Raw genomic sequence first — 25,944 nt, forward strand, 5'->3', positions numbered from 1 at the left:
AAGTTACAATTTATTGCAAAATTTGAATATAGAATATTTCATCGCAAGGCGGATCGCCATCAAATCTGAGCGAACATTTTCGAAGCTCATTGTGCGCATTGCCATTGCTGGTGTAATGCTGAGTTTGGCTGTGATGATTCTTTCCATTGCGATCATCAAGGGTTTCAAAACAGAGATACAAGATAAGGTTCGTGGTTTTATCGGCGATGTACAGGTGTATCGGTACGATCTGAATGGCTCTTTTGAAAAGGCTCCGTTTGTACCCAACGATACGACCATCAATGCTTTTAAGCACAACCCTAATATCAAATCGTATTACCCATTTGCTTCCAAACCGGCCATCATTTCGGCAAATAATGAGGTAGAAGGTATCAATTTTAAAGGCATTGATCAAACCTACGATTGGGATTTCATCAAAAAACATTTGATCAGTGGTCGGGTCATCAATTTTGCTGATAGTGCAAAAGCAGCCCAAGAGATTTTGATTTCTGATTATACGGCCAAACGTTTACAACTTAAGGTTGGCGATATTTTTTTGATGCATTTTATCCAAAATCCACCTAAACGTAGAAAACTGACTGTGGTGGGCATCTATAGTGTAGGTATAGAAAACATAGACAAAAGCTTTGTATTGGGTAACATCGACCTGATCAGGAGCTTGAACAATTGGATGCCCAACCAAATGGGTGGCATTGAGGTCAGGATCGAATGATTTCCAGAACCTACAACCCATTGCCGATCATATCTATGCCAACTTAGAACTGAAACTGCGGTCGAGGTCTGTAATGGAAAGTACACCTGAAATTTTTACTTGGCTTTCATTGTTGGACGTGAATACCAAAGTATTGTTGATCTTAATGATGATCGTTGGGGTCATCAACATGATAACGGCTTTGATCATGATGATCTTGGAGCGTACAACGATGATTGGTATGTTAAAGGCATTGGGCATATCGAATATCAGTGTAATGAAGATCTTTCTTTACAATGCGGTCTATTTGGTAGGGATAGGTTTGGTATTGGGAAATATACTTGGCTTAGGGCTAGGCTATCTTCAACAGTACACTCAGGTTTTTAAATTAGACCAAACTAATTATTATCTTTCTTATGTGCCTATCCAAATCCATTTTACAGATGTGTTATTGCTAAATGTAGCTACTGTGGTGATCTGCTTTTTGGTGTTGATCATCCCTTCAATGTTGGTGAGTACGATCAGCCCGCTAAAGGCGATCAGGTTTAAGTAGGGCGAGTGCCCAAGTCGGAAAGTTAAAAAGTTGGGAAGTCTGGAAGTTCAGAAGTCCGGGAGTCTGAAAGTTCAAAGATTATAGTAGATAGCAGTTTTCAGCTGCCGATGACCAAATGATACAGTGAACAAATGTCAATCTGAGCTTATCGAAGACAATGAACAAATGATACCAATGAACCAATGTCAGTCTGAGCTTGTCGAAGACAATGATACCAATGAACTAATTAAATTGCTATCCAATCTTTTTGCTGAAGGCCCGAGAACTCTGTTCGCAATGGTAAATTGAGGTAGGGGTAGGTTACTTTAGAAAGGTAAAGGCCAGTAGGGTGGGCAATCTCCAACATCCCAGGGGTTGCTTTGGTAATCAGTAGGTTTTCAAATTCATCAACACTCATGTTGCCAGTCCCAATTTTTAACAGATTGCCAGTAATGATCCCGGATCATCTTTCCTAAAAACCGATTAGATACAATATGGAAACGGTAATGGTCGCCATTGGCAGAGGTATACAAACGGGCATCCATTACATTACAGATGGTATGCTCATTTTTATCAGGCGAGGTACAAAAGGCACGGTAATCTTTATATTTCGGCAACAAGGCTACAGCCTTTTTCATCTCCTCCAATTTCAATTCGCCAAGCGCATAGTAGGAGCTCAGTTGGTTTAAAAATGGGTTTTTATAAGTATGTAGATAATAATCGTATTTACGCTGTACGGCGTCAAAGCGAGCATGTTGTTTCCCCTCCATCGGGATGATGTCAAAAACTGCAATGTTATGAGGCAGAACTTTATTTAACCTAAACAAGAGGTCAAAATCCCAAGGCTGTTCAATATCTGCATGAAAAAAGAACTGACTGGCATGTACGCCAGAGTCCGTTCGGCCGCAACCATTGATCGCTATTGGAGTCTTAAAAATCTGGCTCAACTTTGTTTCGATTACTTCTTGCACACTATTTACCTTGGGCTGTCGCTGCCAGCCGCTGTAGGTATGTCCGTTATAACCAATATGAAAGAAATATCTCAAAAGAATGGGTTTTAGCCCGCAAAGGTAATTGTTTCTAGCTTTCTTTTATTTAAGCTTGCAATTTTACCAATTTCTTCAAGCCTAAACTACAACCATAATGTAAGCCGTCATGAGATACGATAAAGGTCAATGCATCTTTTACATTGGTCAATTGTAAACCAGGATAGGTAGAAATGGTATATGGTGTATAATTTTCGAATATTCCATTGTTCAGATCAGTCTCCAATTGGTCAATGGTACTTAACAGATAGCCTTTCATCTGTGCAATTTCTGCTTCAGTAAAAGCCCTTTCTGGTTTAGAGCCGTTTTTATAAAAGTCGATCAGTTCTTCTTCAATAACAAATTGATTGCCAGACATACGGTAGCACAAAATCTGTTGGCTCACTACCAAATGACCGATCTGCCAAGCCAGGTTGTTGTTAAACCCTGTAGGGATATAGTTGAGTTCATCGGTAGTTAATTCTTCTACCAAACTAAGTAGTTTTTTTCTAGATGCTTTGATTACAGCGATAATTTTTTCCATGGGAGTTATTAATTATTAAGCATTGGTTTAAAACGGTCGTCTTTATTTCTGAGATCTAGACCACCTTCGTACACTGATTTTAGATTGAGCAAGTAAAACGACCAACCATTATGGCAACCTAAACGGATATTCCTTTTGCTACCATCATCAGTTGGGATATTATTTTGTGTTAACGTAACCACTGTATGGTCGTTTTCTTCGGTTAGTTTAATGGTAACGATACAATTGCCAGCAAAAGTAAAGGCAAAAGTGTCTTTGTCATTGGCTGCTGTTACTTTACCAGATTCTGTTTCTTCGTATAAAAACCAACGCCAAAAATAGGTGTCATGTGTAGTTGCCAATTGGTTCTTGTCTAGCTTATTACCTGCGGTGTCCATGTAGTCGGCTTCGCTCAGAAACCATTTTTCGATTTCGCCCGTGCTGGCCCAAGCTCGATAAAGGTTTTCAATTTTGGCCTTGATTGCAATCCTAATGGTGAACGAAGTCCAATCAAAATTTTCCATCGTAATTATTTTATTTTTTCTTTTTACTGCTTCCTAACCATAATAACCCATCAATGATCATTTTATTCTGTAGCTCATTGTCAAAAGTCTGCGACAAAGAAATAGTGGTTTTGCCATATTTATGCTCATAGTCCATATCATTGTGCCCCATGTTTACATAGATCATCTTGTAGTTTTTATTGCTCCAAACAACGGGATAATATCCACTATGCCAGATTTCGTGAGCTTTTGGTCCGGTACCCAAAGGGAAACTTGTAGAATCTATTGCAAGCAAAATATCAATGTTCTTATTTTGGCGCAGAGTCTTTTCCCACCTGTACCATTCGTTAGGTTGCGATTTGAATGTAGAGGGTAGATTTTTGGTAGCTGGATGTTTTTGGTTGACCCTCAAAACCGCAGATGTTGGTCTCCAGGTATTGCTACCATATTGCCCTGATCCTAAAAACTCATTATGATACCAATCCCAATTTTGTGGATAGCTGGAGTTGGCCAAGGCAAAGGCTGCAAAATGGAAGCCCATCCAGGCGCCACCATTTTTCATATAAGTTTCAAAAGCTGCTCTTTGCTCAGCTTGTTCGGGTCTGGTATCTAAGAACAATACAACTTGATATTTGGCCAGATAGGCCGCATTGAGGTTGCTCCAATTGGCAGTAGAATCGTAACTGAAACCATATTTGTCGGCCATTTTTGGAAACCAGTGGTTGGCTTCATGCACATAACTTACATGAGCCTGGTCATTTTTACCTGTATAAAAAGCAATGACCTTGAACTTGGGTGTTTTCTGCGCATAGCCAATGTTGACAATTGCGATAAGCACAACTAAGGTTAAAATGAGCTTTTTACTTAAGGATAACATGGGGCTGATTAGGGTTTAAACAAAGATAGCAGTTCAGGGGTATGAACTGCTATCAAATGATAAGGTAAATAAAATTTTATTTAGCTACTGTTGGTTTAGCATTTTTTACATAAGTATCCAACCAGGTATTCATTTCCCAAAGCATGTGCAAAATGTTCTCTTTTGCTCTATAACCATGGGCTTCGTAAGGAAGGAAAACAAAACGGCTTGTACCACCATTACCTTTAATGGCATTGAACAAACGCTCGCTATTGATAGGGAAAGTACCTTGGTTATCGTCCATTTCTCCGTGGATCAATAAAATTGGCGTTTTGATCTTGTCTGCATAACTAAATGGACTCATCTCGTAATACAATTGAGGTGCTTGCCAATAGGTACGGTCTTCATTTTGGAAACCAAAAGGAGTAAGGGTTCTGTTGTAGGCACCACTACGTGCAATACCAGCTTTGAACAGGTTGGTATGTGCCAATAAGTTTGCTGTCATGAATGCACCATAGCTATGGCCACCAACTGCCATGCGGTTTCTATCGCCCACGCCCATATCACTTAATTTGTTGATCGCAGCTTCTGCATTTAATTTTAACTGCTCTACAAAAGTATCATTTGGTTTTTTACCTTCTTTGGCCACAATTGGCATCTCTGCATTGTCTAATACCGCATAACCTTGGGTAACGAAGAATAACGGACCGCCTGAACTAATGGTGGTAAATTTATCTTGAGAACCTCTAATTTGGGCTGCATCAGCAGCCGAGTTGAACTCGCGAGGATAAGCCCAGATCAATACTGGCAATGGACCATCTTTTTCTTTGTTGTAACCTTTTGGTAAGTATAAGTCACCGGTTAAATCAATACCATCGGCACGTTTGTAAGAAATCTTTTCTTTTTTAACGCCTTCCAATTGTGTAAACGGATTGGTAAAGTTGGTGATCTGTACATCAGCTACACGCAATACCAAGTTTTTGATAAAGTAGTTTGGAGCATCTTTCTGACTTTCTTTACGGGTTAAAAGTACCAGTTTCTGTGGGTCTAAAACATCAGTAACCATTTCGAATGAACCCTCTTTACTACGCCATAAAATCTCAGATTTTTTGGTATTCAGGTCAAATTTAGCCAAGAAAGGCAAATCGCCTTTGGCCGATGCACCTGTGGTGTTGTTCAACAATAATTTGGTGCCATTGTCTGTAGTCAAGATCACTTGTCTGCCAAACTTGTTTTTTTCTGTTAACGGATTTCCTGGGTTATTGTAGGCGTCTGTTGTATTCAACTCGTACAATGTTTCTAATGCACCAGTGGTAGGGTTGTAACGGCTAAGTTTAGACGTTTGGTTGATCCTTGAGTTTTCTCTTACCAAAGCCAATGTTGCATTACCCCAGCTTGTGCCACCATAACGCATCTTGGTTTTGAAAAGTTCTTTTGGTTGTCCGTTAAAAGGAGCAGACAATTCTACAACTTCATCATGATATTCAACATTCTTTTTGATCAGTCCACTATCCAATGGTTTTGCCCAAACTACAGTAGCTGGCATGTCATCACGCCAATCAAAACCTCTTGGTACGTTCTGCACATTGTCATAACCTGATGGCCTAACCTCTGTTGAAGGCAGGTCGGCCAACATTTTTACCACTTTACCAGTTCTGTCTGTAATGTTCAATACCGAAGGGAAACCACCAGCAGAAACCAGATAAGAGAATGGTTTTTTGATGGTACGAACCATCATGTAATTTTTATCTGGAGATAGTGCCACACTGCTGTAAATGGCAGGTTTACCAATCAAGGTTTCTACTCCACCTTTATTTTGTACCAATTGAGAAGTAGCAAAGAACTCAAATAATTGCTCATCATATGGCGATTTGATCAAATCTTGTAAAGTAGCGCTTGGTGCAGTTTTACCTAAACTCTGTTGAATAGTTGGTCCTTTTGGTGCCAACGGACGGGCAGGAGCTAGGCTAGCTGCTTTTGTAGCCACGCGGTACAACAATGTATTATCGTCTACCCAAGTTGCACCACCACCCATAATTGCGTTTAAAGGTTGTTTGTTGATTTTAGTCGCTTTACCGGTAGCAATATCGATCACATAAAGGTCTACCCTGCTCTGTGTGGTTTGGGTAAAAGCGATTTTGGTTTCGCTCGGGCTCCAGCTTACACTACCTGCATATAAAGGACTTGGCAAACCTGTTACAGCCAATGCCTTTCCTGTTTTGATGTTTTTTAAGCTGAAGTTGTTAATGAAAGTTTGACGACTAGGCGAATAGTTGTTCGGATTGATACGCATACCCGCAATACGGTATTCTGGCATGGCCAATTCTTCTACCGAAGGATAAGAATTCCGCTCGCTAAATAACATCCATTCTGCTTTGCTGTCTATGCTCACACCAGGTGTGGGTTTAGCTAACAAAAGGTCTGCAATTGCCTTTGGAGGCATTTGATAATTGACTGCATCTTGGGCAAAAACGCTGCCGCTAAGCGCAATTAAAAAGAGGTTTAAGACGATTTTTTTCATTTGAATAGGTTATAAATTTTCCCGTTAGGGATAAACTTACACATACTTTAAATGAATTTTCAATTTGTATCAAAAATTTGATACACTAAGAGTCGGCTTTAGTAATAAGAATACGAACCTTCGAAGTTGCTAGAACAACTTCTTCTAGTTTCACTTTGTATTTAATGCCATACAATGTAACCACATTTCCGAAAACAGTACATGTACCTAGGCATAAGGTTAATGTCTGCTCGCTGGTTTCGTCTTTAAATTTGATTTTTACTCTTGAATAACCCCCTGATATACACGTTATTTCTGGAGGGCAGGAGGTAATATCAAAATCTGTAGCTGTCAACCCAACGTTTTGGTTGTTTTCCGTTACGTTTTTAACCACATCCTTTTTAAGGATATGCGTGCCGAGAAGACCTGAGTTTTCATTCTCGTTCTTTTTACAGGCCTGGATGAACAATAAGATTGTTAGTAGTACAATTAGACCTAAAAGTAAGTTTTTGGTAGTTTTTATGGCCATACGATGCTAATTAATTTCTTTTTAAACGATATTGATAATAATTATATTCTGGTAATGCTAAAGGGCCTCTAGGCGGATATTTAGTCAAGATCAAGCTATCTCCCTTTATTTCGGCTGTATATGTTCCATTTAAAAGTACGTTCCAATTAAAATCGGCTGTCCGCACGAGTTGGTCCGTAAAAGTTAATTCGTTTGTTTGGTTACGTTGAAAAGTACCATTTCCTTTGTGGTCTCCTTTCGTTACGTTAAACTGTTTGGCTTGTAAAGAAACATCAAAATCACTCATCACCAATTTTCCCTGAACAAGCGTTCTAAAAGTGCCTGTATAATTGCCATCAAAGGTTTTGGTATCGTCTTTTTTGCAGGCAAAAAAGAAGGTGGCTATAGCAAAAATGTAAATCAGTTTTTTCATGTAACTTGGTTTATTACAATACGTAAACACAGTTTAAAACGCTACATCAACTATCAGAAATAATATTTAAGCCACTATTAATTATGGATTTACCCTAGTCCTTTTTATTTTCCGTAAATTTGTAGCATAATCCATTAAGAAAGAGAAAAGTGTCTTTAGAACAATTAAAATTAAGCAAACCTTTGGTATCGGCCATGACAGCGGCTGGTTACCTAAGTCCAAAAGAAATCCAGGCTAGAACAATGTCGCGCATTTTGGGCGGACAAGATATTATTGCCGTTGGCCCCGAAGGAAGTGGAAAAACGACAACCTATATTTTAGGTGTTTTGATGCGCTTAAAATATGGTTTTGAAGAGGCACCTAGAGCCTTGATCCTTGTACCTACAAAAGAACGGGTTTTAGAGGTAATCGAACAGTTCAACTTGTTGAATAGAAATGCCACCATACGTATTGTTGGTATCCATGCCGATGGAAGTATGGAGGCACAGATCAACGAATTGACCGATGGGGTCGACATTGTGGTAGCCGTGCCTGCAAGGGCAAGAGCGGTATATTTGAAGTTGGGCTTAAATACCAATAAGATTCAGATGTTTGTGGTAGATGATGCCGCCGAAATGGTGAAATTGGGCATGCAATTGCCAATCAACGAACTGGCAAACAGTATCCAGAAATGTCAGCACCTGATCTTTACTGATGTATTACACGATCGATTGTCGCTGATGATTGAACCTTTTATGAAACTGCCTACTTTGATCGAAGTAGAAGATCTGGGAGAGGGGCAAACAGAAACCCATACTCAACTTTTGTATCACGTACCAAATTTCAGGACCAAGCTTAACCTACTTAACCTTTTGTTAAAAGACGCTGAGGTTTTTGATAAGGTAGTTGTTTTTGTAAATACCAGATTAACTGCGCAAACTTTGTCTAAAGATCTTTTGATGGCAAAGCCGATGATATCTTTGTTTTTAAACCGCTGTTTTTTGATGAGGCAGGATTTGATGATATTGAAGATTTTAAAGCCGTAGATGAAGCAAGGGTGCTGATTGTAGCCAATGAAGGTTTGGCCAGCATGAATTTGGATGGTATTCCATTTATCTTCCATTTTGAACTGCCTGTGCAAAAAGAAACTTATTTGAATCGTGTGATCAAACAAGGGGATGAAGATGTGGTGGCCATTACTTTTACTACCGATTTGGAATTGCCACAAGTGCGCAAGATCGAGCAGGCCATCGGACAGAAAATTGAGGTTGCAGACCTGCCAGAAGATCTGTTAGTAGAACAGGTCAGCAAAGCATCGGTTCAAAAAAATAGATTGGCCAAAGAACAAGCCGAAGAAGAGGCCTACCAGGATGCCGCTTTCCACAAAAGGAAAGAAAGTAATGCCAAGACTACCAATTATGGCATCGGTCAGAAAGCGATCATGAACAAAAAGAAAAAACACGGATAGCTTAAATGGTTTATATTTGAATAGCTATCCTAAAAAATATCTGATATGGAAAATATAGAAGACCCAATCTTAGCAGACCAACAAGAACCCAAACTAGTGGTTACTGAAGCCATGCGTAGTTATTTTTATGATATGGCCAAATGGGCCAATTTTTTGGCTATAGTAGGCTTTGTATTTACCGGTTTTATCATCATTGGCGCCTTTACGGTAGGTTCGACAATAGGTTCAAACCCAGAAATGGCAAAAATGCTCGGTGCTTTAGGGGCTATGGGCAGTCTTGCTTTTACTGCATTTTGCTTAGTTTATGCTTTTGCCATCTTTTACCCAAGCATACTATTATTCAAATATTCAACCAAAGCCAAAATTGGCATATTGTATGGAGAGCAAACAAGTTTAGAAGAAGCCTTCAGCAAACTTAAATCTCTTTTTAAATATTGGGGTGTAATTGTGATTATTTTTATCGTGTTATATGTACTGATGGTGTTTTCTACCATCATGGTGCCGGTTAAATAACGTTCAATTAATTGTATTTTTCCATCCCTATAGCTGGTTTCCAATCAGATTTAGGCTCAAAGTATTGCCATAACATTTTACTCAACTTTGGATCAAAACATAGCCCTCATTGTCGCTTTGCCAAGAAGTATCTTTTTGGTTGTTCGTGGCAATGCAGAATACATAATCGCCGTGGGGTGCATTTACCAAAACCACTTCAGAGCGTGCTGCATTTACGGCGCCAGATTTAGAGGCGGCCTGTACATACGGAGGGATTTGAGAAAGAGCTTCATGGTCAAAATAGGTCCGGATCAGATTGCGATAGATGCGTTCCGAAGCTGCTGGGTTGATCATTTTTCCTTCACGGATCAAGGTAAGAAGCGTGGCCATTTCTCTAGGCGTGGTTTGTCCCCAACCATATTGTTTCTGATTGGCCTGTCTTCCGGGTGTTCTAGAGTTTACACGGGTATATTTTAATCCATTTTGTTCCATCAGTTCATTAATGGCAGTTCCAGTACCCGCCAAACTCTGGCTCCATAAACTGGCTGTATTGTCGCTTGTGGTAATCATGAGCATCAATACCTTACTGAGCCAAATTTTTTCTCCGCTCTTAAAAGATCCTAAAATATCTTCACCAGCATATAACAAGCTGTCTTTATAGGTTAATTGTGCGTGGTAATCGAGTTCTCCTTTTTCAATCTTGTTAAAAATACCACAGGTGATGGGTACTTTTACCATACTGGCCGTAGGAAAAATGCTATCGGCATTTATACTGGCTATTTTACCAGTTTTTAGCGATTTTACGTAGATACCCACATCTCCATTAAAACCTTTGGTCAGTTCGGTCAACATTTTGGTCAGTTTGGCATCAGTTTTTTCTTGTTGCGCAAAAAGATTTGTGTTAACGATGGCCAGCAATAGGATAATTCGAATCAGTTTCATGGTCAAAAGGGTTTAGGTAAATCGATACAGTAAAATTAAAGCATAAAAAAAGTCCCCTAATTAACTCAGGGGACTTGGTATGCTGTCAATTCTTTAGAAAGAAAAATCGTCGCTATCAGCTTTAGGGCTATGGTTGTATTCTGCATTTTCAGAATACTCGTAACGTTTTTCTACTACTTCTTGATGAGATTTAATGTATTCTACGGTTTCTGTTAAGCCTTCTGTAAATTTCTCAAAATCTTCTTTGTATAAAAAGGTCTTATGTTTTACAAATACACCATCTTCTAATCTTTTTTTACTTTCCGTTAAGGTTAGGTAATAGTCGCCTGAACGTGTCGCTTTTACATCAAAAAAATAAGTACGCTTCCCAGCCCTTACTTTTTTAGAAAAAACCTCTTCTCTCTCTTTGTTGTCAAAATCTCCCATTGTTGTGTGTAGTATTAGTTTAAGGTTGCGGTAAATATAAAGCAATAATTATTAAACTTCAAAATAGAAAATACGAACATTTTCTATTCAGTTGAAATGTATTTGTATATTTTAAGTGTAAACGGGTATCTGATTACCTGTTTTCTTCTTCTAATAGTTGATTATCATACATTTCGGCATAGGCACCACCATTGTTCAACAATTCTTGATGGGTACCTTGTTCGATTACCTTTCCATCGTCTAACACGATGATTTTATCGGCATTTTTAATGGTCGAAATACGGTGTGCGATCAGGATACTGGTTTTTCCTTGCATAATTTGCCCAAGGTTGCCTAAAATCTCTTCCTCGGTTTTGGTATCAACTGCCGATAGACAATCGTCAAATATCAAAATCTTAGGTTCTTTGATCAATGCTCTTGCAATGGAAACCCGTTGTTTTTGCCCGCCAGATAAAGTAATGCCTCTTTCGCCCAACATGGTTTCGAATTTGAGGTCGAAATCTATAATATTTTGATAGACTGCCGCATTTTTTGCTGCTTGCTCAACTTGTCCAGGTTGAATTTCACCCAGACCAAAGGCGATATTGTTTTTGATCGTATCTGAAAATAGAAAAACCTCTTGCGGCACAAAACCGATCTGGTTCCTGTAATTGTTAAGGTTTAAGCCCCTAAGTTCTTTGCCATCTATTTCAATTTGACCACTGTCTGCATCGTACATGCGCATGATCAGGTTGGCCAAAGTAGACTTTCCAGAACCTGTTCTTCCGATGATGGCCAAAAACTGTCCCTTTTCAATCTCAAAGCTTACATTTTTGATGGCTTCAATTCCAGTGTCTGGATAGGTGAAACTTACGTTTTTGAAACTGATCTTTCCGTCAAGTACAGGTGCTTCGGTATTGGTTGAGGTAATATCTGATTGCAATTGTAAAAATTCATTGATCCGTTTTTGCGATGCCGCCGCCCTTTGGATCAAGGTGGTTACCCAGCCCAACATGGTTACGGGAAACGTTAACTGGTTTACATACACAATAAACTCGGCAATGTTGCCTGGAGTTATGGCGCCTTCCATTACTTGTTTGCCGCCAATGTAAACCGTCAGTATGGTACTTAAACCAACTAAAAGTAGCATGGAAGGGTAAAATAAGGCCTGTACTTTTACCAAACCCATCGCGTTGTTTTTATAGGCGATGCTTTCATCTGCAAAAACCTCTTGTGTCTGTTTTTCCCTTACATAAGATTTGATCACCCTAATGCCCGAGAACCTTTCTTGTACAAAACTCGACAGCTTCGATAATTGTTCCTGTATCCTTTCACTCTTTTGATTGATGATCGTATTGACATAGTAGATCGTAATAACCAGAATAGGGAGGGGTAATAAACAATAGATGGCTAAAGTTACATTTACCGAGAACATGAAATAAATGATCAGTACAAATAAAATGGTCGTATTGATAGTGTACATGATCGCTGGCCCAACATACATCCTTACCCTATTTACATCTTCTGTGGCACGGTTCATCAGATCGCCCGTATTGTTTCTTCGGTAAAAACCAAGGCTCAATCGTTGATAGTGGGCATAGATTTCGTTTTTCATATCGTACTCGATATGTCTCGACATGAGGATGATGGTTTGACGCATGAAGAACAAAAACAAGCCTCTGAGCAGGTAAAGTACCAGGATCAAAGCTCCAAAAAAGAAAAGGCTATAGCTAAAAATATCATAGATAACCTGCTGGCGATCAAAGCCGTTAAAGAGCTGGTAGAATCAAGATGTTTTCGGTGATCAGGTTAAAGGCATGCCCAACAACCTGCGCAGGCACTACACCAAAGATATTGGAGATGATTACGAAGATAACCCCCGGAATAATCCACCATTTATATTTATAGAAGTATTTGTTTAGAAATAGGAGGTGTTTCATTTTTGGTAAAGTTAGCCAAAAGAGTTTCTTTTTTTAATAAAAACAAAGTAAAATAATGGTTTTTTTATCTTAATTTTGCGACATCATTTCAACAAATTTGTATGTCTGGTAATAGTTCTCTCATCTCTTCTGTTTTAGATCAATTAAGTGCATCAGGCCATAAAAAAGTGGTTTTTTGCAACGATCCGATACCGGATTAAAAGCAATCATCGCAATTCACGATACAACATTGGGTCCAGCTTTAGGTGGAACCCGTATGTGGAACTACAATTCTGAAGCAGAAGCTTTAGAAGATGTTTTGCGTTTGTCTAAAGGTATGACCTATAAATCTGCCATTACTGGATTGAATTTAGGGGGTGGAAAAGCGGTGATGATCGGCGATTCTAGGAAAATGAAGACCGAAGCATTGATGCGTAGTTATGGTCGTTTTATCAAAAACCTGAATGGAGAGTTCATTACGGCCGAAGATATGGGTACCACCACCCGCGACATGGAGTTTATTCGTATGGAAACCCAACATGTAACAGGTGTTCCTGAATCTTTGGGTGGTGCGGGCAATCCTGCTCCATATACGGCCAAAGGTGTATTTTTAGGCATCAAAGCTTGTGTAAAAGAGGTTTTTGGAACAGACATGTTGGCTGGAAAATCAGTAGTGGTACAAGGGATAGGTAATGTGGGTGAACATTTGGTTGAATTGTTGAGACATGAAAACGTAGAAGTTTACATCAGTGATATCAATCAGGACCGTTTACAGGAAGTGGCCCGTAAATACAAGGCCAAACCTATTGATGCTGATAAGATCTTTACCATTGGTGCAGATATTTATGCGCCATGTGCCCTAGGTGCAACGGTAAATGACAAGACCATCAAAAACATGAAATTCTCTATCATTGCAGGTTCTGCAAACAACCAATTGGCAGATGAGGAAGTTCATGGGCAATTGTTGTTGGATAAAGGAATTTTATATGCACCAGATTATTTGATCAATGCAGGTGGTTTGATCAATTGTTATTCTGAGTTGACAGGTTTTGGTAAAAAACGTACCATGCAGTTAACAGAACATATCTACGATGCAACCCGTGAAGTAATCAAATTGTCTAAAACGGAAAAAATACCTACCAATATGGCTGCAGCCCGCATTGCAGAAAAAAGAATAAGCGACATCAAAAAAATAAAATCATCATATTAAATAATTTATAACGGTATAATTACCAAATCGTTCTTACATTCATGTTAAATAGAAGGCACTTAAGAATCAAAGCTCTGCAAAATATTTTTGCTTGGCACATGACAGAAAAAAAAGATACCGTAAGCAGTCAAAAAACTTTGATGCAAAGTATTGATAATGTTTACGAAATGTATATCCGCATGCTTGCCTTGTTGGTAGACGTAACCGATTATACCGCTAACGATGCGATAGAAAGGGCAAACAAATACTTGCCAACAGCTGAGGTACTAAGTCCAAATCAAAAATTGTTGCACAATAAATTCGCTGTGGTTTTAAAACAGAATCCTGAATATAGTGCTGCGGTAAATAAATATCAGGTCAATTGGCATTCTGATCCCGAATTGGTAAAATCGATTTTTATCAAATTAAAAGATACCAAAGAATATGCTGCTTATCTGGCCGAAGAAGATGAAACTTTAGAAAGCTCTAAAGAGATGATCAAATTCATCTTCCGCAAGATTTTGCTTAAAAACCAAAATATCATCCAAGCTTTTGAAGATAGATTCATCAACTGGCCTGTAGATAGAGAAGTGATGCAAGGTATGATCGCCAAAACGTTGAAGAACTTTACTTTTGAGGGTACCCTTTCAAAAATAAATTGACACCAATTAGTGCAGATTGGGCCGAAGACAGCAAATTTGTAAAGGACCTATTCGTCTATACTTTAAAAAATGACGATGCTTATCAAGAACTGATCGCAGAACGTACAAAGAACTGGGAATCGGAAAGAATTGCCTTAATGGACACGATTTTGATGAAAATGGCCATCTGCGAATTGATGAATTTCCCTTCTATCCCTGTTAAGGTAACCATCAACGAATACCTGGAATTATCAAAAGATTACAGTACACCTAAAAGTAATTCGTTTATAAACGGTATCTTAGATAAGATTTTAAGCGATCTTAAAAGAACAAATAGTATTAAAAAAATAGGCAGGGGCCTTATTGAAGATTAAATTTTAACACAGAGTATACTGATGAAAAGATTATTAGTAATTACGTTAGCCGCAGTAGCGCTTTCTGCTTGTAGCCAAAACAAAGCTGATAAAGTAGAAGACAAAACACAGGTGGCAGTTGGAGGTGGTGAAACAAAAGCACCTGCTGTTTTAGCTGAAGATGCACCTAAATTTGAATTTGATAAAGAAATCTATGATTTCAAAGTCATTCAGGAAGGTGAAAAAGTTCAGACCAGTTTTAAATTCAAAAATGTTGGTAAAACACCATTGATCATTTCTGATGCCACGGCCACTTGTGGTTGTACAGTGCCAGAATATCCTAAAACACCAATCAAACCAGGTGAAGAAGGTACCATTACTGTCATATTTAACAGTCAAGGTAAGGTAGGCATGCAAGATAAAGCGGTTACCATCGTTTCTAATGCTAACCCAGAAGCTGCAAAATTACACCTTGTGGGTGAAGTGAAAGCCAAAAAATAATTGTTCGGCTTGAATAAGGCCAAACACTCATCATCCATTAAATAAATACATCATCAAATAAAATAGAACATAATGACATCAACAGTATTATTACAAGCAGCAGCAGGAAATAGTCTTTACAGTACAATTATACCAATGGTATTGATCATGATTGTTTTCTACTTCTTTATGATCAGACCTCAAGTTAAAAAAGCAAAAGACCATAAGAAATTAGTAGAAGATCTTAAGATCGGAGATAAAATTGTAACCACTGCAGGTATACACGGTAAAATTGTAGGCGCTAACGATACTACATTTTTAATTGAGGTTGAAGGTGGCACAAAGATCCGTTTTGATAAATCATCTATTTCTTTAGACGCAACCAAGGCAGCTACAGCAGCAGCAACGCCTAAAGCATAAGTTTTTTTAAAAGAATAATGGCCGCTCTTTCGTAATTTCGGGAGAGCGGCTTTTTTTTGTAATTTTACAGCATGCCCTTTATCAAATTAACTAAGGTAGAACGTAAACGTTTTGTAGTACTCATTACTTGCTTGATCTGTGCTATAGCTGCCTGGTTGTTTTTGGCACTGAACAACAAGTACATCTATACGGCCAAAACTGAGCTCATCTATAAGGATGAACCACAGAAAAAAGCCTTTAAACCATTACAGCCCGATGTGGTAGACTTACAAGTTGAAGGTACGGGATGGCAATTGCTTTTTTCACGTTTGCGCATCAAGCCACAATCAATTACTGTGAGCCTGCAAAAATTGAACAACCGCAGTTTTATCCTGTTTTCAGAGCAGCTCTTTCAAATCAATAAGCAACTCGAAACCTCGCAAAAGGTAATTTCGGTGAAGCCTGACACCTTATATTTTGATTTCTCGAAAAGAACCAATAAACGTGTGCCCATTAAATTGGTGCCAAACCTAAGTTTTGTCAAACAATATGGCATTTCAAACCAGATTCAGTTGACACCGGCCTATGTTAATATTTCCGGACCACAAGAAGAACTGGCTAAGATATCCGTATGGTATACAGACACCTTAAAACTTGTTGATCTTCAAAAACCAACAAATACCCGTGTAGCCATTAGGCAGAACAACTCCAATAACATCAGCATCTACCCAGGTAGTGTGGGCGTGAAAATTCCTGTAGATGAATTTACGGAGAAAACAGTTGAAGTGCCTTTGAAAGTCATCAACAATACTGATTTTTATGATGTGAAGCTCTATCCTAAAAAAGTGGCGGTTACCTTTATGGTGGCATTGTCAAGCTATCAGGAAATAGACGAAGATTTTATAGAAGCCGTTGTTGATATGAACGAATGGAAAAAATTAGGACACCATAGATTAACCGTTAAGGTTACCCGCTTTCCAGATTACTGTAAACTGCTCAATGTGCTGCCAAATAAAATAAATTTCATCATCGAAAAATAATAATGCTAAAGATTGGGATAACAGGAGGTATTGGAAGTGGAAAGACCACGGTATGCAAAGTTTTTGAAACCTTGGGCATTCCTGTCTTTTATGCAGATACGGTGGCTAAACAACTGATGACAGCTGACCCTATTTTGGTAGCTGGTGTTAAAGATACCTTTGGTGCAGCCAGTTATACCGAAAGTGGACAACTCAACAACCAACATATTGCAGGCATTGTGTTCAATAACCAGTTGGAACTCGACAAACTCAATGCACTTGTCCATCCAGCAGTATTCAGGGCATTTGACCAATGGAGCAACACCATACCATATACCGTACCTTATACCTTAAAAGAAGCAGCTTTGTTGTTTGAAAGTGGCTCTTATCAAATGTGTGATAAAACCATTTTAGTGACAGCACCATTGGCTTTAAAAATAGCCCGTGTAATGGAGCGCGACCAAGTGAGTGAGGCACAAGTTAAGGCAAGGATGGATAAACAGTTTACAGATGAGCAAAAGGCTAAAATGGCCGATTATTTTGTGCAGAATACCATGGATAATTCGATTATCCTTCAAGTTTTAGAATTACACCAGCAGTTTTTAAGTCTTTAACTGCCCAACCAAAATGATGTTAGACCGAACCGAAATCATCGACGATTTTATCGTCCAAACCAAAATAGGCTTGTTTTGCAGTTATGGCAATTTTTACCTGGATCCCAAAGAACCAGTTATAGATGCGGTCATTTCCCATGCCCATGGCGACCACGCCGTAGGAGGTAACCAAAATGTATATTGTACAGAGGCCACGGCTGTTTTTATGCAACACCGCTATAAAAAGTTTGCGGCAGCCAATTTTCACCTTAAGCCTTACAAGTCTACTTTTCAATTGAATGGTGTAACGATCAGTTTTTACCCTGCTGGCCATATCTTAGGTTCGGCATTGGTTTTAATGGAATACAAGGGCGTTAAATACCTTTATACAGGAGATTATAAACTGGAAGCGGACTCGACTTGTGAACCTACAGAATTGGTGCAGGCAGAAGTGCTGATCACAGAAACTACTTTTGCGGACCCAGGTACCGAACATCCAGATGCGGTAGAAGAAATCAAGAAATTAAATGCTGTAAGTCCAAACATCATGTTGGGCGCTTATGCCTTGGGTAAAAGCCAAAGGCTGATTTCGATGATCAACCAACATTGCCCTCAAAAAAGGATATTGGTACACCATAGCATTGTGCCATTTGTTAAAATCTACGAGCAGATGGGCCTTGCGTTAGGTAAATATGAAGTGTATGACAGAAAAGTAATGAAAAACAACAGCGCAAACATGGTTTATATTGTACCGCCCATGGTTTTTCATAGTTATTTCAAAGCGATAAATGTGGTGAGGATCTTTGCCACAGGATGGAAGCACCTGCAAAACAATAACCAGGTGCAGTTGTACATCTCTGACCATGTAGATTGGAAGGCGATCATTAAGACCATAGAAACTGTGCAGCCTCAACAAGTTTGGACAACGCATGGCAGTGGAACACAGCTGCAAAATCATTATAAGGATAAGTTGGTAGTTAAATTGCTTAACTAATGGAAGAAGGAGTAGATTATTATCTGAACGAAAACGGTCTAATGGTGTTTACAGCCGCATATCACTTAAAAAGAGGGTATTGCTGCAAGAATAAATGTAAACATTGTCCGTGGAATTTCGGGAAAGATGGTGGTCGTAAAACCTCAAAAATCCAAATCAAATCCAAGCCTAAATGATGCAGTTAAAGAAACAGATTAAAATTCCAAAATTTGAAAATGAATATCACCAAGCCTTGGCAAATATCTTTTTTACCCACCATTGGGGAAATCAAAGAATAAAAGAGTTGCTTGAGCCTTTTCAGATTACACAACAGCAATATAGCGTTTTAAAAATTCTTAAAAACAGGTATCCAAGTCCATCAACCATTAATTTGATCAAATCCCAAACTTTGGATAAGATGAGCGATACTTCGAGAATAGTTGATCGTTTGATCCAAAAAGGTTTTGTAGATAAAACCGAAAACAGTTATGACAAACGCGCTGTAGATATTATGATTGCGGATAAAGGTTTGACATTGTTAAAGAAAATGGATAGGAATATCGATTTTTCTACCCTCATCTCTTCTAATATCAGCAAAGAAGAAGCTATTCAATTGAATAAGTTATTAGACAAACTGAGGGGATAACCTAATGTCCGTGCCCTGCTGCGTAAAAACCAATCAGGGCAACACCAATACCTAACAATACAGCAAGCATTTTACGTTTGTTGATTCTGTGGTCGGCGCTTGATTCAAAAAGAATAGTGGTAGAGATGTGTAAAAATATACCAATTACAATGCCCATCACTTTGTTAAAATAAGGCTCCATGCCACTGATGCTGCCATTACTTAAGCTAATGCTAAAATAATAGCCTACAGGTGCCATTATTGCGAAAATAACAAGAAACAAAACAACACCCCTAGCTTTGATATGGTTTTGGACAAGGATGCTTGCCAGAGCAAAAGCGGCAGGAATATGATGTAAGGCAATACCAAAAATCAGCTCGTTGTTCTGGTCTTTGGCCAATGGCATTCCCTCTAAAAAAGCATGCAAACATAAGCTGATCATGATACCCCAGGGGAATGCATGTCCTTCATGATGTTTATGGATATGACCATGTTCTACACCTTCAGAGAACTGCTCTAAAAAGACCTGTAAAAGAAAACCCAGCAAGATGAAAAAACCAATTTCGCTTTTATCCGTACCACTATAGGCATCAGGAATTAAGTGTAATACGGTAATAGCAAACAAGTAAGCCCCGCTAAACGATAAAATGAGTTTCAGTAATTGCGATTTGTCGTTCTTGACCAGAAAAATAGCCAAGCCACCCAAAAAGGCACAGAAAAACAAAACGAGAAATTTCCAGATTTCCATTTAAGCCTTGGGTTTAATTTTTTGATAAAGATAAAAGCAGAACAGGCCTACGCTTGTTCCAAGTATAGCCCCTACAAAAGTATCGATAGGGTAGTGTACACCAACATAAGTCTGGGCAAAACTGACCAATAATGCCCAAGCCAAACCAATTGGTAAAATGGGTTTCCACCTACGATAAAACAGACAGATCAAAAATACCGCAATGCCAAAATGATTGGTCGCATGGGCAGAAGGGAAACTATAACCACTGCCACAAGGTACCCGATGGATGATTTGATCTGCCAATGTAATCTCATTGCAAGGTCTGATTCTGGCTACATTGGGTTTGATCAATCTGGAAGCGATCATATCACCCATGGCAAAAGTGACCAAAACCATCAAGATCATGTAATAACCTTGTTTTTTGAATTGTTTGATACAGAAAATAACGATAAACAGATAGAGTGGCGACCAGAAAAAACGATTTCTTACCAAAGGCATCAACCAGTCAAAAAATCCATTGCTTAAACCACGATGGACCTTTAAGAACAATTCGGTATCAAACTGTTGCAGCTCTGCTATCATGCTTTTTTACAAACAAGTATTAAACGATCAGATTTTGCTTCGTCAAAAGATCCAAGAGAATAACTTCCAAAAGTTTCGGCAATCACTAAACCGCTTTTGGCCAGCATCCGTTCGAAATCTGCCAAGAAAAATGCCTGTACACGTTCTTCAAAGGCATAAACTTTCATCTTATGCTCAAAGTTGATGTGTTTGATGATCTTTCCGTCTGCTACAAATTTATGCAGATGGAACTCTATTCCATCAATGGTCTTGCTTTCTTGGTTGGTCAGGTTCTTGATGATTTTTTGTGTGTTGAAATAATCAATCACTAAAGTTCCATCTTCCTTTAAGCCCTTTCTAAAGGCTTTTAGGGCATTTACATGTTCCTTTTCGGTGTCGAAATAACCAAAACTGGTAAAAAGGTTCAGGGCGATATCAAAATAGTTGATGTAAGATAGCTTGCGCATATCATGCACATAAAAGTGTAGGTTTTTCTGCTCAAATTGTTGCGCATATTTAATGCTTTGCTCAGAAAGGTCAATTCCCGTTACATCATATCCTTTTTTATTCAAGTAAATGGCGTGCCGACCCCTACCGCAGGCAATATCCAAGATCCTACTGTCGGCTTTTGGCCTTAAATAGGCAGAAAGGTTGTCAATCAAAAACTCTGCCTCCTCATCGTTACGTTGACTGTAAAGGATGTGGTAGTAAGGAGAGTTAAACCAATGTTGAAACCATTTTCGCTGCATTACCCTAGTATATTAATATTATTTTGATGAGCAAATATAGTATTTTGTACTGCAACCGTAAGGATAAAATTTATTTAGATGCAAATGAGTTGCGTTTTGTAGGGGTAGATTTGACCGACGATTTTTTGATAGATTATAGCCGTGCTTGGTCAATAGCCAAATTTTATGCTGTTTTTATTGTAGTTCTATCTATTTAGTAGACAAAAATAATTTGCCAAAAGTTTGCAAAAATTACCTTTTGATGGTGTTTTAAAGACTATTCTTCCTCAAATTTTTATTATTTTTGAAAAAATATACAGCAACTTGACTTTAATAAAATCTATATCTGGAATAAGAGGTACCATTGGCGGTAAAGCTGGTGATGGTTTAACCCCAATCGACATCGTAAAGTTTACCGCGGCCTATGGCTCATGGGTAATCAATAAGACCCAAAACAAAAAAATCGTTTTAGGCAGAGATGCACGTATTTCGGGAGAAATGGTGAATAACCTTGTTATCGGTACTTTGCAGGGATTAGGCATGGAGGTGATTGACTTAGGTCTATCTACCACGCCAACTGTAGAGATAGCTGTTCCTTTAGAGCAAGCGGGCGGTGGGATCATCCTAACCGCAAGCCACAATCCAAAACAATGGAATGCCTTGAAGTTATTGAACGAAAAGGGAGAGTTTATCAGTGATGCAGATGGAAAAGAGGTTTTGGAAATGGCAGAAAATGCTGATTTCGCCTTTGCCGATGTAAATGACTTAGGTAAAGTGGTTACCAACGATACCTATTTGCAAAAACATATCGATTCGATTTTGGCCCTGCCTTTGGTAGATGTAGCTGCTATTCAAAAAGCGAACTTTAAGATCGCAATTGATTGTGTAAATTCAAGTGGGGGTATCTTTATCCCAGCTTTGCTTAAAGCTTTGGGTGTAGAGACTGTATATGAGCTGTATTGCGAACCTAATGGTGAGTTTCCACACAACCCAGAACCTTTACCAGAAAACTTGACCGAGATTGCAAAGGTGGTGCAAGCCAAAAGAGCCGATCTGGGTATTGTAGTTGATCCAGATGTTGACCGTTTGTGTTTTGTAAACGAAGATGGAACCATGTTTGGCGAGGAGTATACCTTGGTAGCCGTAGCAGATTATGTACTTAAAAATACACCGGGTAATACGGTTTCGAACCTATCATCTACCCGTGCTTTAAAAGTGGTAACCGAAAAAGCGGGAGGAACCTACAATGCAGCTGCAGTTGGAGAAGTGAATGTGGTGAACCAGATGAAAGCGACCAATGCCATTATTGGAGGAGAAGGTAATGGTGGAATCATCTACCCTGAATCTCATTATGGTAGAGATGCCTTAGTGGGTATTGCACTATTTTTATCGCATTTGGCCAAAGCCGGAACAACGATTTCTGTTTTAAGAAGTACCTATCCTGCTTATCATATCTCAAAAAATAAGATCACACTTACACCAGAAATGGATATTGATTCTTTATTGCTCAAAGTTCAAGAAAAATATAAAGATCGAACAGATCAGTACCATTGATGGGCTGAAGATAGATTTTGAAAATGAATGGGTGCATTTGCGCCGTTCGAATACAGAACCAATCATCCGTATCTATAGTGAAGCTGAAAATGAAACTGTAGCTGAAAACTTAGCAAACAAAATCATTTCAGACATTAAAGAAATCCTAAAACTGAATTAAAACCAAATCAATGTTTTTTGCATTGATGTAATCTACTTTTTATGAAACGTGTTTATTTAGATAACGCCGCAACCACACCATTAGATAAAGAAGTTATTGCCGAAATGAGCAATGTGATGGAAAATTTCTATGGTAATCCATCTGCTATACACTCGTTAGGGCGAGAGGTGAGGACCTTGGTAGAGAAGGCCAGAAAAACTGTAGCCAATTTATTAAATGCTTCCCCATCCGAGATATTTTTTACTTCTGGAGGTACAGAAGCTGATAATACCGCTATCCGTTGCGGAATTTCTGCCTATGGTATCAAACATGCCATTACTTCTAAGATAGAGCACCATGCTGTTGAGCATACCTTGAACATGATGCTTAAAGATGGAATCATCGATAAATTGAGCTTTGTAAACATTGATGAGAAAGGTAAGATAGATTACAATCATCTAGAAGAATTACTGCAGAACAACGAACGTAGTTTTGTATCGCTGATGCATGCCAACAACGAGTTGGGTACATTAACCGATATGGAAATTGTAGGTGACATCTGTGAAAAATATAATGCGATCTACCATGCCGATACCGTTCAGACGATGGGCCATTATGTGCATGACGTACGTAAATTAAAGGCACACTTTATTGTTTGTGCTGCACACAAACTACACGGACCTAAAGGTGTGGGCTTTTTATATGTAAACAGCAACATCAAAATTCCGCCAATGATCTACGGTGGTGCACAAGAACGCAATATGCGCGGAGGTACCGAAAATGTATATGGCATTGTAGGTTTGGCCAAAGCTTTAGAAATTGCTTATGCCGAAATGACCGAACACCAAAACTACATCCAAGGGCTTAAAGATTATTTAAAAGAACAGTTGATCGCAGAAATTCCAGGTATTGGTTTCAATGGAGAAACCGATGCAGACAAAAGCCTTTATACGGTATTGAATGTATCTTTCCCAGAAATGGATATGGCAGATATGTTGCTGTTCAACCTAGATATCAATGGTATCTGTGCTTCTGGTGGCAGCGCCTGCTCTTCGGGTTCTAATATCGGCTCGCATGTGTTAAATGGCATCAAAGCAGATCCAAACCGCCCTTCAGTGCGTTTTTCTTTTAGCAAATACACTACAAAAGAAGACCTGGATTATGTATTGGAGAAAGTTAAAATGGTAGTGAAGCAGAATGCTTTGGCCTAAGGAGTTAAAACAGTGATCAACTTATTTTAATGAAACTTTACCTTACCTATATTGCACTTATTTGTTGCTTATTTATAGGTAAAACGAGTCGTGCCCAGTCGAGTGTACTTGTTACTAAAGTATTGGCGCAATTAAAAATAGAGTTGGCGCAATGTAACGAGGAGTTTATCCGAGAAGAACAATTACCTTACAACAAGAACTTATCTGTAGTTGTTATTCCTAAATACAACGAAAAGGAAGAGGATTATTTTACACTTGATAGTTATATCCTTCTGGTAAACAACAAAACAGGCAAGATCATCAGCAAGTATTTTGAAGATGCAGATAGCAATGGCTGGACATCAGACGCTGTAATGTTGGAGCGGATAGACATCGAAACAAATCCTTATAAAATTAAAGCAGGCGTAAATGCATTTGCCATTATAGTGGGCTTTAGAGGGAGCTCAAATCCTAATCCCTACAGCAATGAGCTGATTTCCATTTTTGAACCTAAAGGTGCAGAATTACGCTGTGTGCTTAAAAATTTTGAAAGTGAAACTTATGGCGGTGAATGGGATATGCACTGCGCGGGCAAATTTAAGGAAGAGCAAAAAACCTTAAGCTTTGCTAAAACTACTACACTAGGGTATTATGATATCGTTGTTAAAAGTAAGATGAGGAACATTACCAGTGTTAAGGTAAAAGAAGACTGTATAGAGAAAGTAAGTACAAAGACTGCAATAAAAGTGCTGAAATTTAAAAACGGCACTTATAGATAAGCCTAAAACCTCTCTTTTATCATTGATTAAAACGATTAATTTTCCTATTCCTTATGGTTTTTTAAGCTAGAAAAAGGATGTTCATCTTTAGTTCTAGTTAATCTAAAACCGCCTTAATAGGTGTTTAAACATATATTTTATTCTGATTGTAACTGAAAAGTTACCAACTAAACAAATATGTTTAGTTAAGTTTGGGTATACCTAAATTAATCAACTATGAAAAAACTATTAATCAAATGCTTCATTGGCATCATTGCCATTGGAATCATCTCTTCTTGTAAAGAAAAGGAGAGGAATGACGAATTAAACCGAAATTCTGAAAAGTTAATCTATCAAAAAACGGCCAACGAAAAAGAAACCAATCTAAATGGTGCCATTGATCTACAAGACCAGATCACAAAAACGGTTCAGATCCGCTATGAAAACGATGTATTAGCAGGACTTAGAACCCAAAAAAGCTGGACTGAATTATTAGACAAGAACAAGGCTGTATTAGACAAGAGCAACATTACAAAAACAAACATAGCACAAACAGATATCATTCTGCTTACCATACCTTTTAAATCTGCTCAAGAACAGGGCTTTTTTAACGTATACCAGTTAAATGGTAAATATTTTTGGACGAAGGTATTGGTTAACGACCTTCCAAATGGTGCTAAAACATATACCATTGTTTCTGCTAATGGAGAACGTTTAATGAAGCTGGACCTAGATAAAGACTTTAAGGCCTCTAATTTTACTGCACCCCAACGCAATAAGGTATTGGCTGAAAATCCAGATTTTTCTACTGCATTGTACAGGTTAGCTGAAGCTGAAAAAGAATGTTATAAGATAAAAGGTTCTACCTATTGGGATTGTTTGACCTGTGTATTGATCAAACATTGTGGCAACGACCTTGCTTGTGTAATAGCCTGTACCATCGCTCCAGAGGTTTGTCTGGGCGTAGCCATTTTGGCTTGTTTACCATCCACACCATAATAATAAAACCTATTGTCATGATTAAATATTTAAAGTTCAAAATTTATGCAGCCCTCATTGCAATCAATATCCTTGCTGCAATTGGTTTTTACGAGTTTATAAAAAATGGTAGCACGATCTTATTGGTCATCAGCTCAGCTAGTTTGATCTTTCATTTTTTATTGTATTATTTCTTTGTTAAAAAGAAGGAGGTGTAATTGTCAACGTCCAGTATTGATCAACCAGAAGTCCTAGTGT

Annotated in this window: 32 protein-coding genes and 3 pseudogenes; 21 read left to right on the forward strand and 14 right to left on the reverse strand. The window is 38.5% G+C overall.

Features of this window, described 5'->3' with window-relative positions; genetic code table 11:
- Positions 1-13: 13 nt before the first annotated feature.
- Both ACFJIZ_RS00385 and ACFJIZ_RS00390 read left to right on the forward strand, forming a co-directional pair.
- Positions 14-712: an ABC transporter permease gene (locus tag ACFJIZ_RS00385; RefSeq protein ID WP_379089612.1), complete on the forward strand. Its 699-nt coding sequence runs from the start codon at positions 14-16 to the stop codon at positions 710-712.
- A complete protein-coding gene (locus ACFJIZ_RS00390) occupies positions 687-1,244 on the forward strand; it encodes an ABC transporter permease (protein WP_379089614.1) in 558 nt (185 codons plus the stop codon). Before ACFJIZ_RS00385 ends, ACFJIZ_RS00390 begins: the two co-directional genes overlap by 26 nt.
- Before the next feature lie 226 nt (positions 1,245-1,470).
- On the opposite strand, the gene ACFJIZ_RS00395 is transcribed toward ACFJIZ_RS00390, so the two are convergent.
- The 8 genes from ACFJIZ_RS00395 to ACFJIZ_RS00430 form a co-directional block, all read right to left on the reverse strand.
- Positions 1,471-1,641: a hypothetical protein gene (locus ACFJIZ_RS00395; protein WP_379089616.1), complete on the reverse strand. Its 171-nt coding sequence runs from the start codon at positions 1,639-1,641 to the stop codon at positions 1,471-1,473.
- The gene (locus ACFJIZ_RS00400; RefSeq protein ID WP_379089618.1) at positions 1,631-2,269 is read right to left on the reverse strand and encodes a tRNA pseudouridine synthase A; all 639 of its coding nucleotides are present in this window, start codon (positions 2,267-2,269) and stop codon (positions 1,631-1,633) included. The genes ACFJIZ_RS00395 and ACFJIZ_RS00400 overlap by 11 nt, the downstream gene beginning before the upstream one ends.
- A 49-nt stretch (positions 2,270-2,318) precedes the next feature.
- Positions 2,319-2,792 carry a DinB family protein gene (locus tag ACFJIZ_RS00405; RefSeq protein WP_379089620.1) on the reverse strand — a complete coding sequence of 158 codons (474 nt, stop codon included), beginning with the start codon at positions 2,790-2,792 and terminating at the stop codon, positions 2,319-2,321.
- A gap of 8 nt (positions 2,793-2,800) precedes the next feature.
- Positions 2,801-3,295, reverse strand: coding sequence for an SRPBCC domain-containing protein (locus ACFJIZ_RS00410; protein WP_379089622.1), 495 nt, complete (start codon positions 3,293-3,295; stop codon positions 2,801-2,803).
- Positions 3,296-3,305: 10 nt separating this feature from the next.
- Positions 3,306-4,151 (reverse strand): ThuA domain-containing protein, encoded by an 846-nt coding sequence (locus tag ACFJIZ_RS00415; protein ID WP_379089624.1) that lies wholly within the window; start codon positions 4,149-4,151, stop codon positions 3,306-3,308.
- A gap of 76 nt (positions 4,152-4,227) precedes the next feature.
- A complete protein-coding gene (locus ACFJIZ_RS00420; RefSeq protein ID WP_379089626.1) occupies positions 4,228-6,651 on the reverse strand; it encodes a S9 family peptidase in 2,424 nt (807 codons plus the stop codon).
- Between the two features lie 85 nt (positions 6,652-6,736).
- Positions 6,737-7,159: a hypothetical protein gene (locus ACFJIZ_RS00425; RefSeq protein ID WP_379089628.1), complete on the reverse strand. Its 423-nt coding sequence runs from the start codon at positions 7,157-7,159 to the stop codon at positions 6,737-6,739.
- Positions 7,160-7,169: 10 nt separating this feature from the next.
- Positions 7,170-7,571: a hypothetical protein gene (locus tag ACFJIZ_RS00430; protein WP_379089630.1), complete on the reverse strand. Its 402-nt coding sequence runs from the start codon at positions 7,569-7,571 to the stop codon at positions 7,170-7,172.
- A 149-nt stretch (positions 7,572-7,720) separates the two neighbouring features.
- Here ACFJIZ_RS00430 and ACFJIZ_RS00435 point away from each other — a divergent pair, with 149 nt between their 5' ends.
- From ACFJIZ_RS00435 to ACFJIZ_RS00445, 3 genes are read left to right on the forward strand one after another with little or no spacing between them, the layout of a single operon-like run.
- Positions 7,721-8,596, forward strand: a complete 876-nt coding sequence (locus ACFJIZ_RS00435; protein ID WP_379089632.1) for a DEAD/DEAH box helicase — start codon at positions 7,721-7,723, stop codon at positions 8,594-8,596.
- Between the two features lie 11 nt (positions 8,597-8,607).
- Complete coding sequence (locus ACFJIZ_RS00440; RefSeq protein WP_379089635.1) at positions 8,608-9,018, forward strand: hypothetical protein; 411 nt, start codon at positions 8,608-8,610, stop codon at positions 9,016-9,018.
- Positions 9,019-9,063: 45 nt separating this feature from the next.
- The gene (locus ACFJIZ_RS00445) at positions 9,064-9,531 is read left to right on the forward strand and encodes a DUF5362 family protein (protein WP_379089636.1); all 468 of its coding nucleotides are present in this window, start codon (positions 9,064-9,066) and stop codon (positions 9,529-9,531) included.
- A gap of 81 nt (positions 9,532-9,612) precedes the next feature.
- Here ACFJIZ_RS00445 and ACFJIZ_RS00450 read toward each other — a convergent pair whose 3' ends face one another.
- The 3 genes and pseudogenes from ACFJIZ_RS00450 to ACFJIZ_RS00460 all read right to left on the reverse strand — a co-directional run bounded on the left by ACFJIZ_RS00450 (position 9,613) and on the right by ACFJIZ_RS00460 (position 12,797).
- Positions 9,613-10,452, reverse strand: a complete 840-nt coding sequence (locus tag ACFJIZ_RS00450; RefSeq protein WP_379089639.1) for a serine hydrolase — start codon at positions 10,450-10,452, stop codon at positions 9,613-9,615.
- A gap of 93 nt (positions 10,453-10,545) precedes the next feature.
- The gene (locus ACFJIZ_RS00455) at positions 10,546-10,878 is read right to left on the reverse strand and encodes a DUF3276 family protein (RefSeq protein ID WP_379089641.1); all 333 of its coding nucleotides are present in this window, start codon (positions 10,876-10,878) and stop codon (positions 10,546-10,548) included.
- Positions 10,879-11,011: 133 nt separating this feature from the next.
- Positions 11,012-12,797, reverse strand: a pseudogene (locus tag ACFJIZ_RS00460) (ABC transporter ATP-binding protein).
- A 101-nt stretch (positions 12,798-12,898) separates the two neighbouring features.
- Here ACFJIZ_RS00460 and ACFJIZ_RS00465 point away from each other — a divergent pair.
- From ACFJIZ_RS00465 to ACFJIZ_RS00510, 10 genes and pseudogenes are all read left to right on the forward strand, one after another.
- Positions 12,899-13,986 (forward strand): annotated as a pseudogene (locus tag ACFJIZ_RS00465) (Glu/Leu/Phe/Val dehydrogenase).
- Between the two features lie 98 nt (positions 13,987-14,084).
- A complete protein-coding gene (locus ACFJIZ_RS00470; RefSeq protein WP_379089643.1) occupies positions 14,085-14,627 on the forward strand; it encodes a hypothetical protein in 543 nt (180 codons plus the stop codon).
- Positions 14,624-14,980 (forward strand): transcription antitermination factor NusB, encoded by a 357-nt coding sequence (gene nusB / locus ACFJIZ_RS00475; protein WP_379089646.1) that lies wholly within the window; start codon positions 14,624-14,626, stop codon positions 14,978-14,980. The genes ACFJIZ_RS00470 and nusB overlap by 4 nt, the downstream gene beginning before the upstream one ends.
- A 21-nt stretch (positions 14,981-15,001) precedes the next feature.
- Positions 15,002-15,460 carry a DUF1573 domain-containing protein gene (locus ACFJIZ_RS00480; RefSeq protein ID WP_379089649.1) on the forward strand — a complete coding sequence of 153 codons (459 nt, stop codon included), beginning with the start codon at positions 15,002-15,004 and terminating at the stop codon, positions 15,458-15,460.
- A 72-nt stretch (positions 15,461-15,532) separates the two neighbouring features.
- Positions 15,533-15,859, forward strand: coding sequence for a preprotein translocase subunit YajC (yajC, locus tag ACFJIZ_RS00485; protein WP_379089651.1), 327 nt, complete (start codon positions 15,533-15,535; stop codon positions 15,857-15,859).
- A gap of 71 nt (positions 15,860-15,930) precedes the next feature.
- Complete coding sequence (locus ACFJIZ_RS00490) at positions 15,931-16,878, forward strand: YbbR-like domain-containing protein (protein ID WP_379089653.1); 948 nt, start codon at positions 15,931-15,933, stop codon at positions 16,876-16,878.
- A 2-nt stretch (positions 16,879-16,880) separates the two neighbouring features.
- Positions 16,881-17,471 (forward strand): dephospho-CoA kinase, encoded by a 591-nt coding sequence (gene coaE, locus ACFJIZ_RS00495; protein WP_379089655.1) that lies wholly within the window; start codon positions 16,881-16,883, stop codon positions 17,469-17,471.
- A 13-nt stretch (positions 17,472-17,484) separates the two neighbouring features.
- Positions 17,485-18,444: an exonuclease gene (locus ACFJIZ_RS00500; protein ID WP_379089657.1), complete on the forward strand. Its 960-nt coding sequence runs from the start codon at positions 17,485-17,487 to the stop codon at positions 18,442-18,444.
- On the forward strand, positions 18,444-18,620 hold the full coding sequence (locus ACFJIZ_RS00505) for a DUF5522 domain-containing protein (RefSeq protein WP_379089659.1): 177 nt from the start codon (positions 18,444-18,446) through the stop codon (positions 18,618-18,620). The genes ACFJIZ_RS00500 and ACFJIZ_RS00505 overlap by 1 nt, the downstream gene beginning before the upstream one ends.
- A complete protein-coding gene (locus ACFJIZ_RS00510; RefSeq protein WP_379089661.1) occupies positions 18,617-19,069 on the forward strand; it encodes a MarR family winged helix-turn-helix transcriptional regulator in 453 nt (150 codons plus the stop codon). Before ACFJIZ_RS00505 ends, ACFJIZ_RS00510 begins: the two co-directional genes overlap by 4 nt.
- 1 nt (position 19,070) lies before the next feature.
- Here ACFJIZ_RS00510 and ACFJIZ_RS00515 read toward each other — a convergent pair whose 3' ends face one another.
- From ACFJIZ_RS00515 to ACFJIZ_RS00525, 3 genes are read right to left on the reverse strand one after another with little or no spacing between them, the layout of a single operon-like run.
- A complete protein-coding gene (locus tag ACFJIZ_RS00515) occupies positions 19,071-19,796 on the reverse strand; it encodes a ZIP family metal transporter (RefSeq protein WP_379089664.1) in 726 nt (241 codons plus the stop codon).
- Entirely contained in the window at positions 19,797-20,360 is a 564-nt protein-coding gene (locus ACFJIZ_RS00520) for a phosphatase PAP2 family protein (protein WP_379089666.1), read from the reverse strand.
- A complete protein-coding gene (locus ACFJIZ_RS00525; RefSeq protein ID WP_379089668.1) occupies positions 20,357-21,088 on the reverse strand; it encodes a class I SAM-dependent methyltransferase in 732 nt (243 codons plus the stop codon). Before ACFJIZ_RS00525 ends, ACFJIZ_RS00520 begins: the two co-directional genes overlap by 4 nt.
- 26 nt (positions 21,089-21,114) lie before the next feature.
- Between ACFJIZ_RS00525 and ACFJIZ_RS00530 the strand changes: the two genes are divergently transcribed.
- The 6 genes and pseudogenes from ACFJIZ_RS00530 to ACFJIZ_RS00555 all read left to right on the forward strand — a co-directional run bounded on the left by ACFJIZ_RS00530 (position 21,115) and on the right by ACFJIZ_RS00555 (position 25,904).
- Positions 21,115-21,285, forward strand: coding sequence for a hypothetical protein (locus tag ACFJIZ_RS00530; RefSeq protein WP_379089670.1), 171 nt, complete (start codon positions 21,115-21,117; stop codon positions 21,283-21,285).
- A gap of 106 nt (positions 21,286-21,391) precedes the next feature.
- A pseudogene (gene glmM, locus ACFJIZ_RS00535) lies at positions 21,392-22,781 on the forward strand (phosphoglucosamine mutase).
- A gap of 41 nt (positions 22,782-22,822) precedes the next feature.
- Entirely contained in the window at positions 22,823-23,971 is a 1,149-nt protein-coding gene (locus ACFJIZ_RS00540; RefSeq protein ID WP_379089672.1) for a cysteine desulfurase family protein, read from the forward strand.
- Positions 23,972-24,000: 29 nt separating this feature from the next.
- Positions 24,001-24,729, forward strand: a complete 729-nt coding sequence (locus ACFJIZ_RS00545; RefSeq protein WP_379089674.1) for a hypothetical protein — start codon at positions 24,001-24,003, stop codon at positions 24,727-24,729.
- Positions 24,730-24,945: 216 nt separating this feature from the next.
- A complete protein-coding gene (locus tag ACFJIZ_RS00550; RefSeq protein WP_379089676.1) occupies positions 24,946-25,707 on the forward strand; it encodes a hypothetical protein in 762 nt (253 codons plus the stop codon).
- 17 nt (positions 25,708-25,724) lie between these two features.
- The gene (locus ACFJIZ_RS00555) at positions 25,725-25,904 is read left to right on the forward strand and encodes a hypothetical protein (RefSeq protein ID WP_379089678.1); all 180 of its coding nucleotides are present in this window, start codon (positions 25,725-25,727) and stop codon (positions 25,902-25,904) included.
- Positions 25,905-25,944: the final 40 nt, after the last annotated feature.

The organism is Pedobacter sp. UC225_65, from assembly GCF_042698365.1.
Taxonomy (GTDB): Bacteria; Bacteroidota; Bacteroidia; order Sphingobacteriales; family Sphingobacteriaceae; genus Pedobacter.

What these genes read in the sequence shown, in the direction of transcription:
- ACFJIZ_RS00510 (WP_379089661.1), top strand. Translation starts at nt 18,617, where the DNA reads ATGATGCAGTTAAAGAAACAGATTAAAATTCCAAAATTTGAAAATGAA.
- ACFJIZ_RS00425 (WP_379089628.1), bottom strand. Translation starts at nt 7,159, where the DNA reads ATGGCCATAAAAACTACCAAAAACTTACTTTTAGGTCTAATTGTACTA.
- ACFJIZ_RS00540 (WP_379089672.1), top strand. Translation starts at nt 22,823, where the DNA reads ATGAAACGTGTTTATTTAGATAACGCCGCAACCACACCATTAGATAAA.
- ACFJIZ_RS00550 (WP_379089676.1), top strand. Translation starts at nt 24,946, where the DNA reads ATGAAAAAACTATTAATCAAATGCTTCATTGGCATCATTGCCATTGGA.
- coaE (WP_379089655.1), top strand. Translation starts at nt 16,881, where the DNA reads ATGCTAAAGATTGGGATAACAGGAGGTATTGGAAGTGGAAAGACCACG.
- ACFJIZ_RS00500 (WP_379089657.1), top strand. Translation starts at nt 17,485, where the DNA reads ATGATGTTAGACCGAACCGAAATCATCGACGATTTTATCGTCCAAACC.
- ACFJIZ_RS00430 (WP_379089630.1), bottom strand. Translation starts at nt 7,571, where the DNA reads ATGAAAAAACTGATTTACATTTTTGCTATAGCCACCTTCTTTTTTGCC.
- ACFJIZ_RS00515 (WP_379089664.1), bottom strand. Translation starts at nt 19,796, where the DNA reads ATGGAAATCTGGAAATTTCTCGTTTTGTTTTTCTGTGCCTTTTTGGGT.
- ACFJIZ_RS00545 (WP_379089674.1), top strand. Translation starts at nt 24,001, where the DNA reads ATGAAACTTTACCTTACCTATATTGCACTTATTTGTTGCTTATTTATA.
- ACFJIZ_RS00520 (WP_379089666.1), bottom strand. Translation starts at nt 20,360, where the DNA reads ATGATAGCAGAGCTGCAACAGTTTGATACCGAATTGTTCTTAAAGGTC.
- ACFJIZ_RS00505 (WP_379089659.1), top strand. Translation starts at nt 18,444, where the DNA reads ATGGAAGAAGGAGTAGATTATTATCTGAACGAAAACGGTCTAATGGTG.
- ACFJIZ_RS00450 (WP_379089639.1), bottom strand. Translation starts at nt 10,452, where the DNA reads ATGAAACTGATTCGAATTATCCTATTGCTGGCCATCGTTAACACAAAT.
- ACFJIZ_RS00455 (WP_379089641.1), bottom strand. Translation starts at nt 10,878, where the DNA reads ATGGGAGATTTTGACAACAAAGAGAGAGAAGAGGTTTTTTCTAAAAAA.
- ACFJIZ_RS00470 (WP_379089643.1), top strand. Translation starts at nt 14,085, where the DNA reads ATGACAGAAAAAAAAGATACCGTAAGCAGTCAAAAAACTTTGATGCAA.
- ACFJIZ_RS00415 (WP_379089624.1), bottom strand. Translation starts at nt 4,151, where the DNA reads ATGTTATCCTTAAGTAAAAAGCTCATTTTAACCTTAGTTGTGCTTATC.
- ACFJIZ_RS00525 (WP_379089668.1), bottom strand. Translation starts at nt 21,088, where the DNA reads ATGCAGCGAAAATGGTTTCAACATTGGTTTAACTCTCCTTACTACCAC.
- ACFJIZ_RS00490 (WP_379089653.1), top strand. Translation starts at nt 15,931, where the DNA reads ATGCCCTTTATCAAATTAACTAAGGTAGAACGTAAACGTTTTGTAGTA.
- ACFJIZ_RS00420 (WP_379089626.1), bottom strand. Translation starts at nt 6,651, where the DNA reads ATGAAAAAAATCGTCTTAAACCTCTTTTTAATTGCGCTTAGCGGCAGC.
- yajC (WP_379089651.1), top strand. Translation starts at nt 15,533, where the DNA reads ATGACATCAACAGTATTATTACAAGCAGCAGCAGGAAATAGTCTTTAC.
- ACFJIZ_RS00480 (WP_379089649.1), top strand. Translation starts at nt 15,002, where the DNA reads ATGAAAAGATTATTAGTAATTACGTTAGCCGCAGTAGCGCTTTCTGCT.
- ACFJIZ_RS00445 (WP_379089636.1), top strand. Translation starts at nt 9,064, where the DNA reads ATGGAAAATATAGAAGACCCAATCTTAGCAGACCAACAAGAACCCAAA.
- ACFJIZ_RS00405 (WP_379089620.1), bottom strand. Translation starts at nt 2,792, where the DNA reads ATGGAAAAAATTATCGCTGTAATCAAAGCATCTAGAAAAAAACTACTT.
- ACFJIZ_RS00395 (WP_379089616.1), bottom strand. Translation starts at nt 1,641, where the DNA reads ATGAGTGTTGATGAATTTGAAAACCTACTGATTACCAAAGCAACCCCT.
- ACFJIZ_RS00555 (WP_379089678.1), top strand. Translation starts at nt 25,725, where the DNA reads ATGATTAAATATTTAAAGTTCAAAATTTATGCAGCCCTCATTGCAATC.
- ACFJIZ_RS00530 (WP_379089670.1), top strand. Translation starts at nt 21,115, where the DNA reads ATGAGCAAATATAGTATTTTGTACTGCAACCGTAAGGATAAAATTTAT.
- ACFJIZ_RS00410 (WP_379089622.1), bottom strand. Translation starts at nt 3,295, where the DNA reads ATGGAAAATTTTGATTGGACTTCGTTCACCATTAGGATTGCAATCAAG.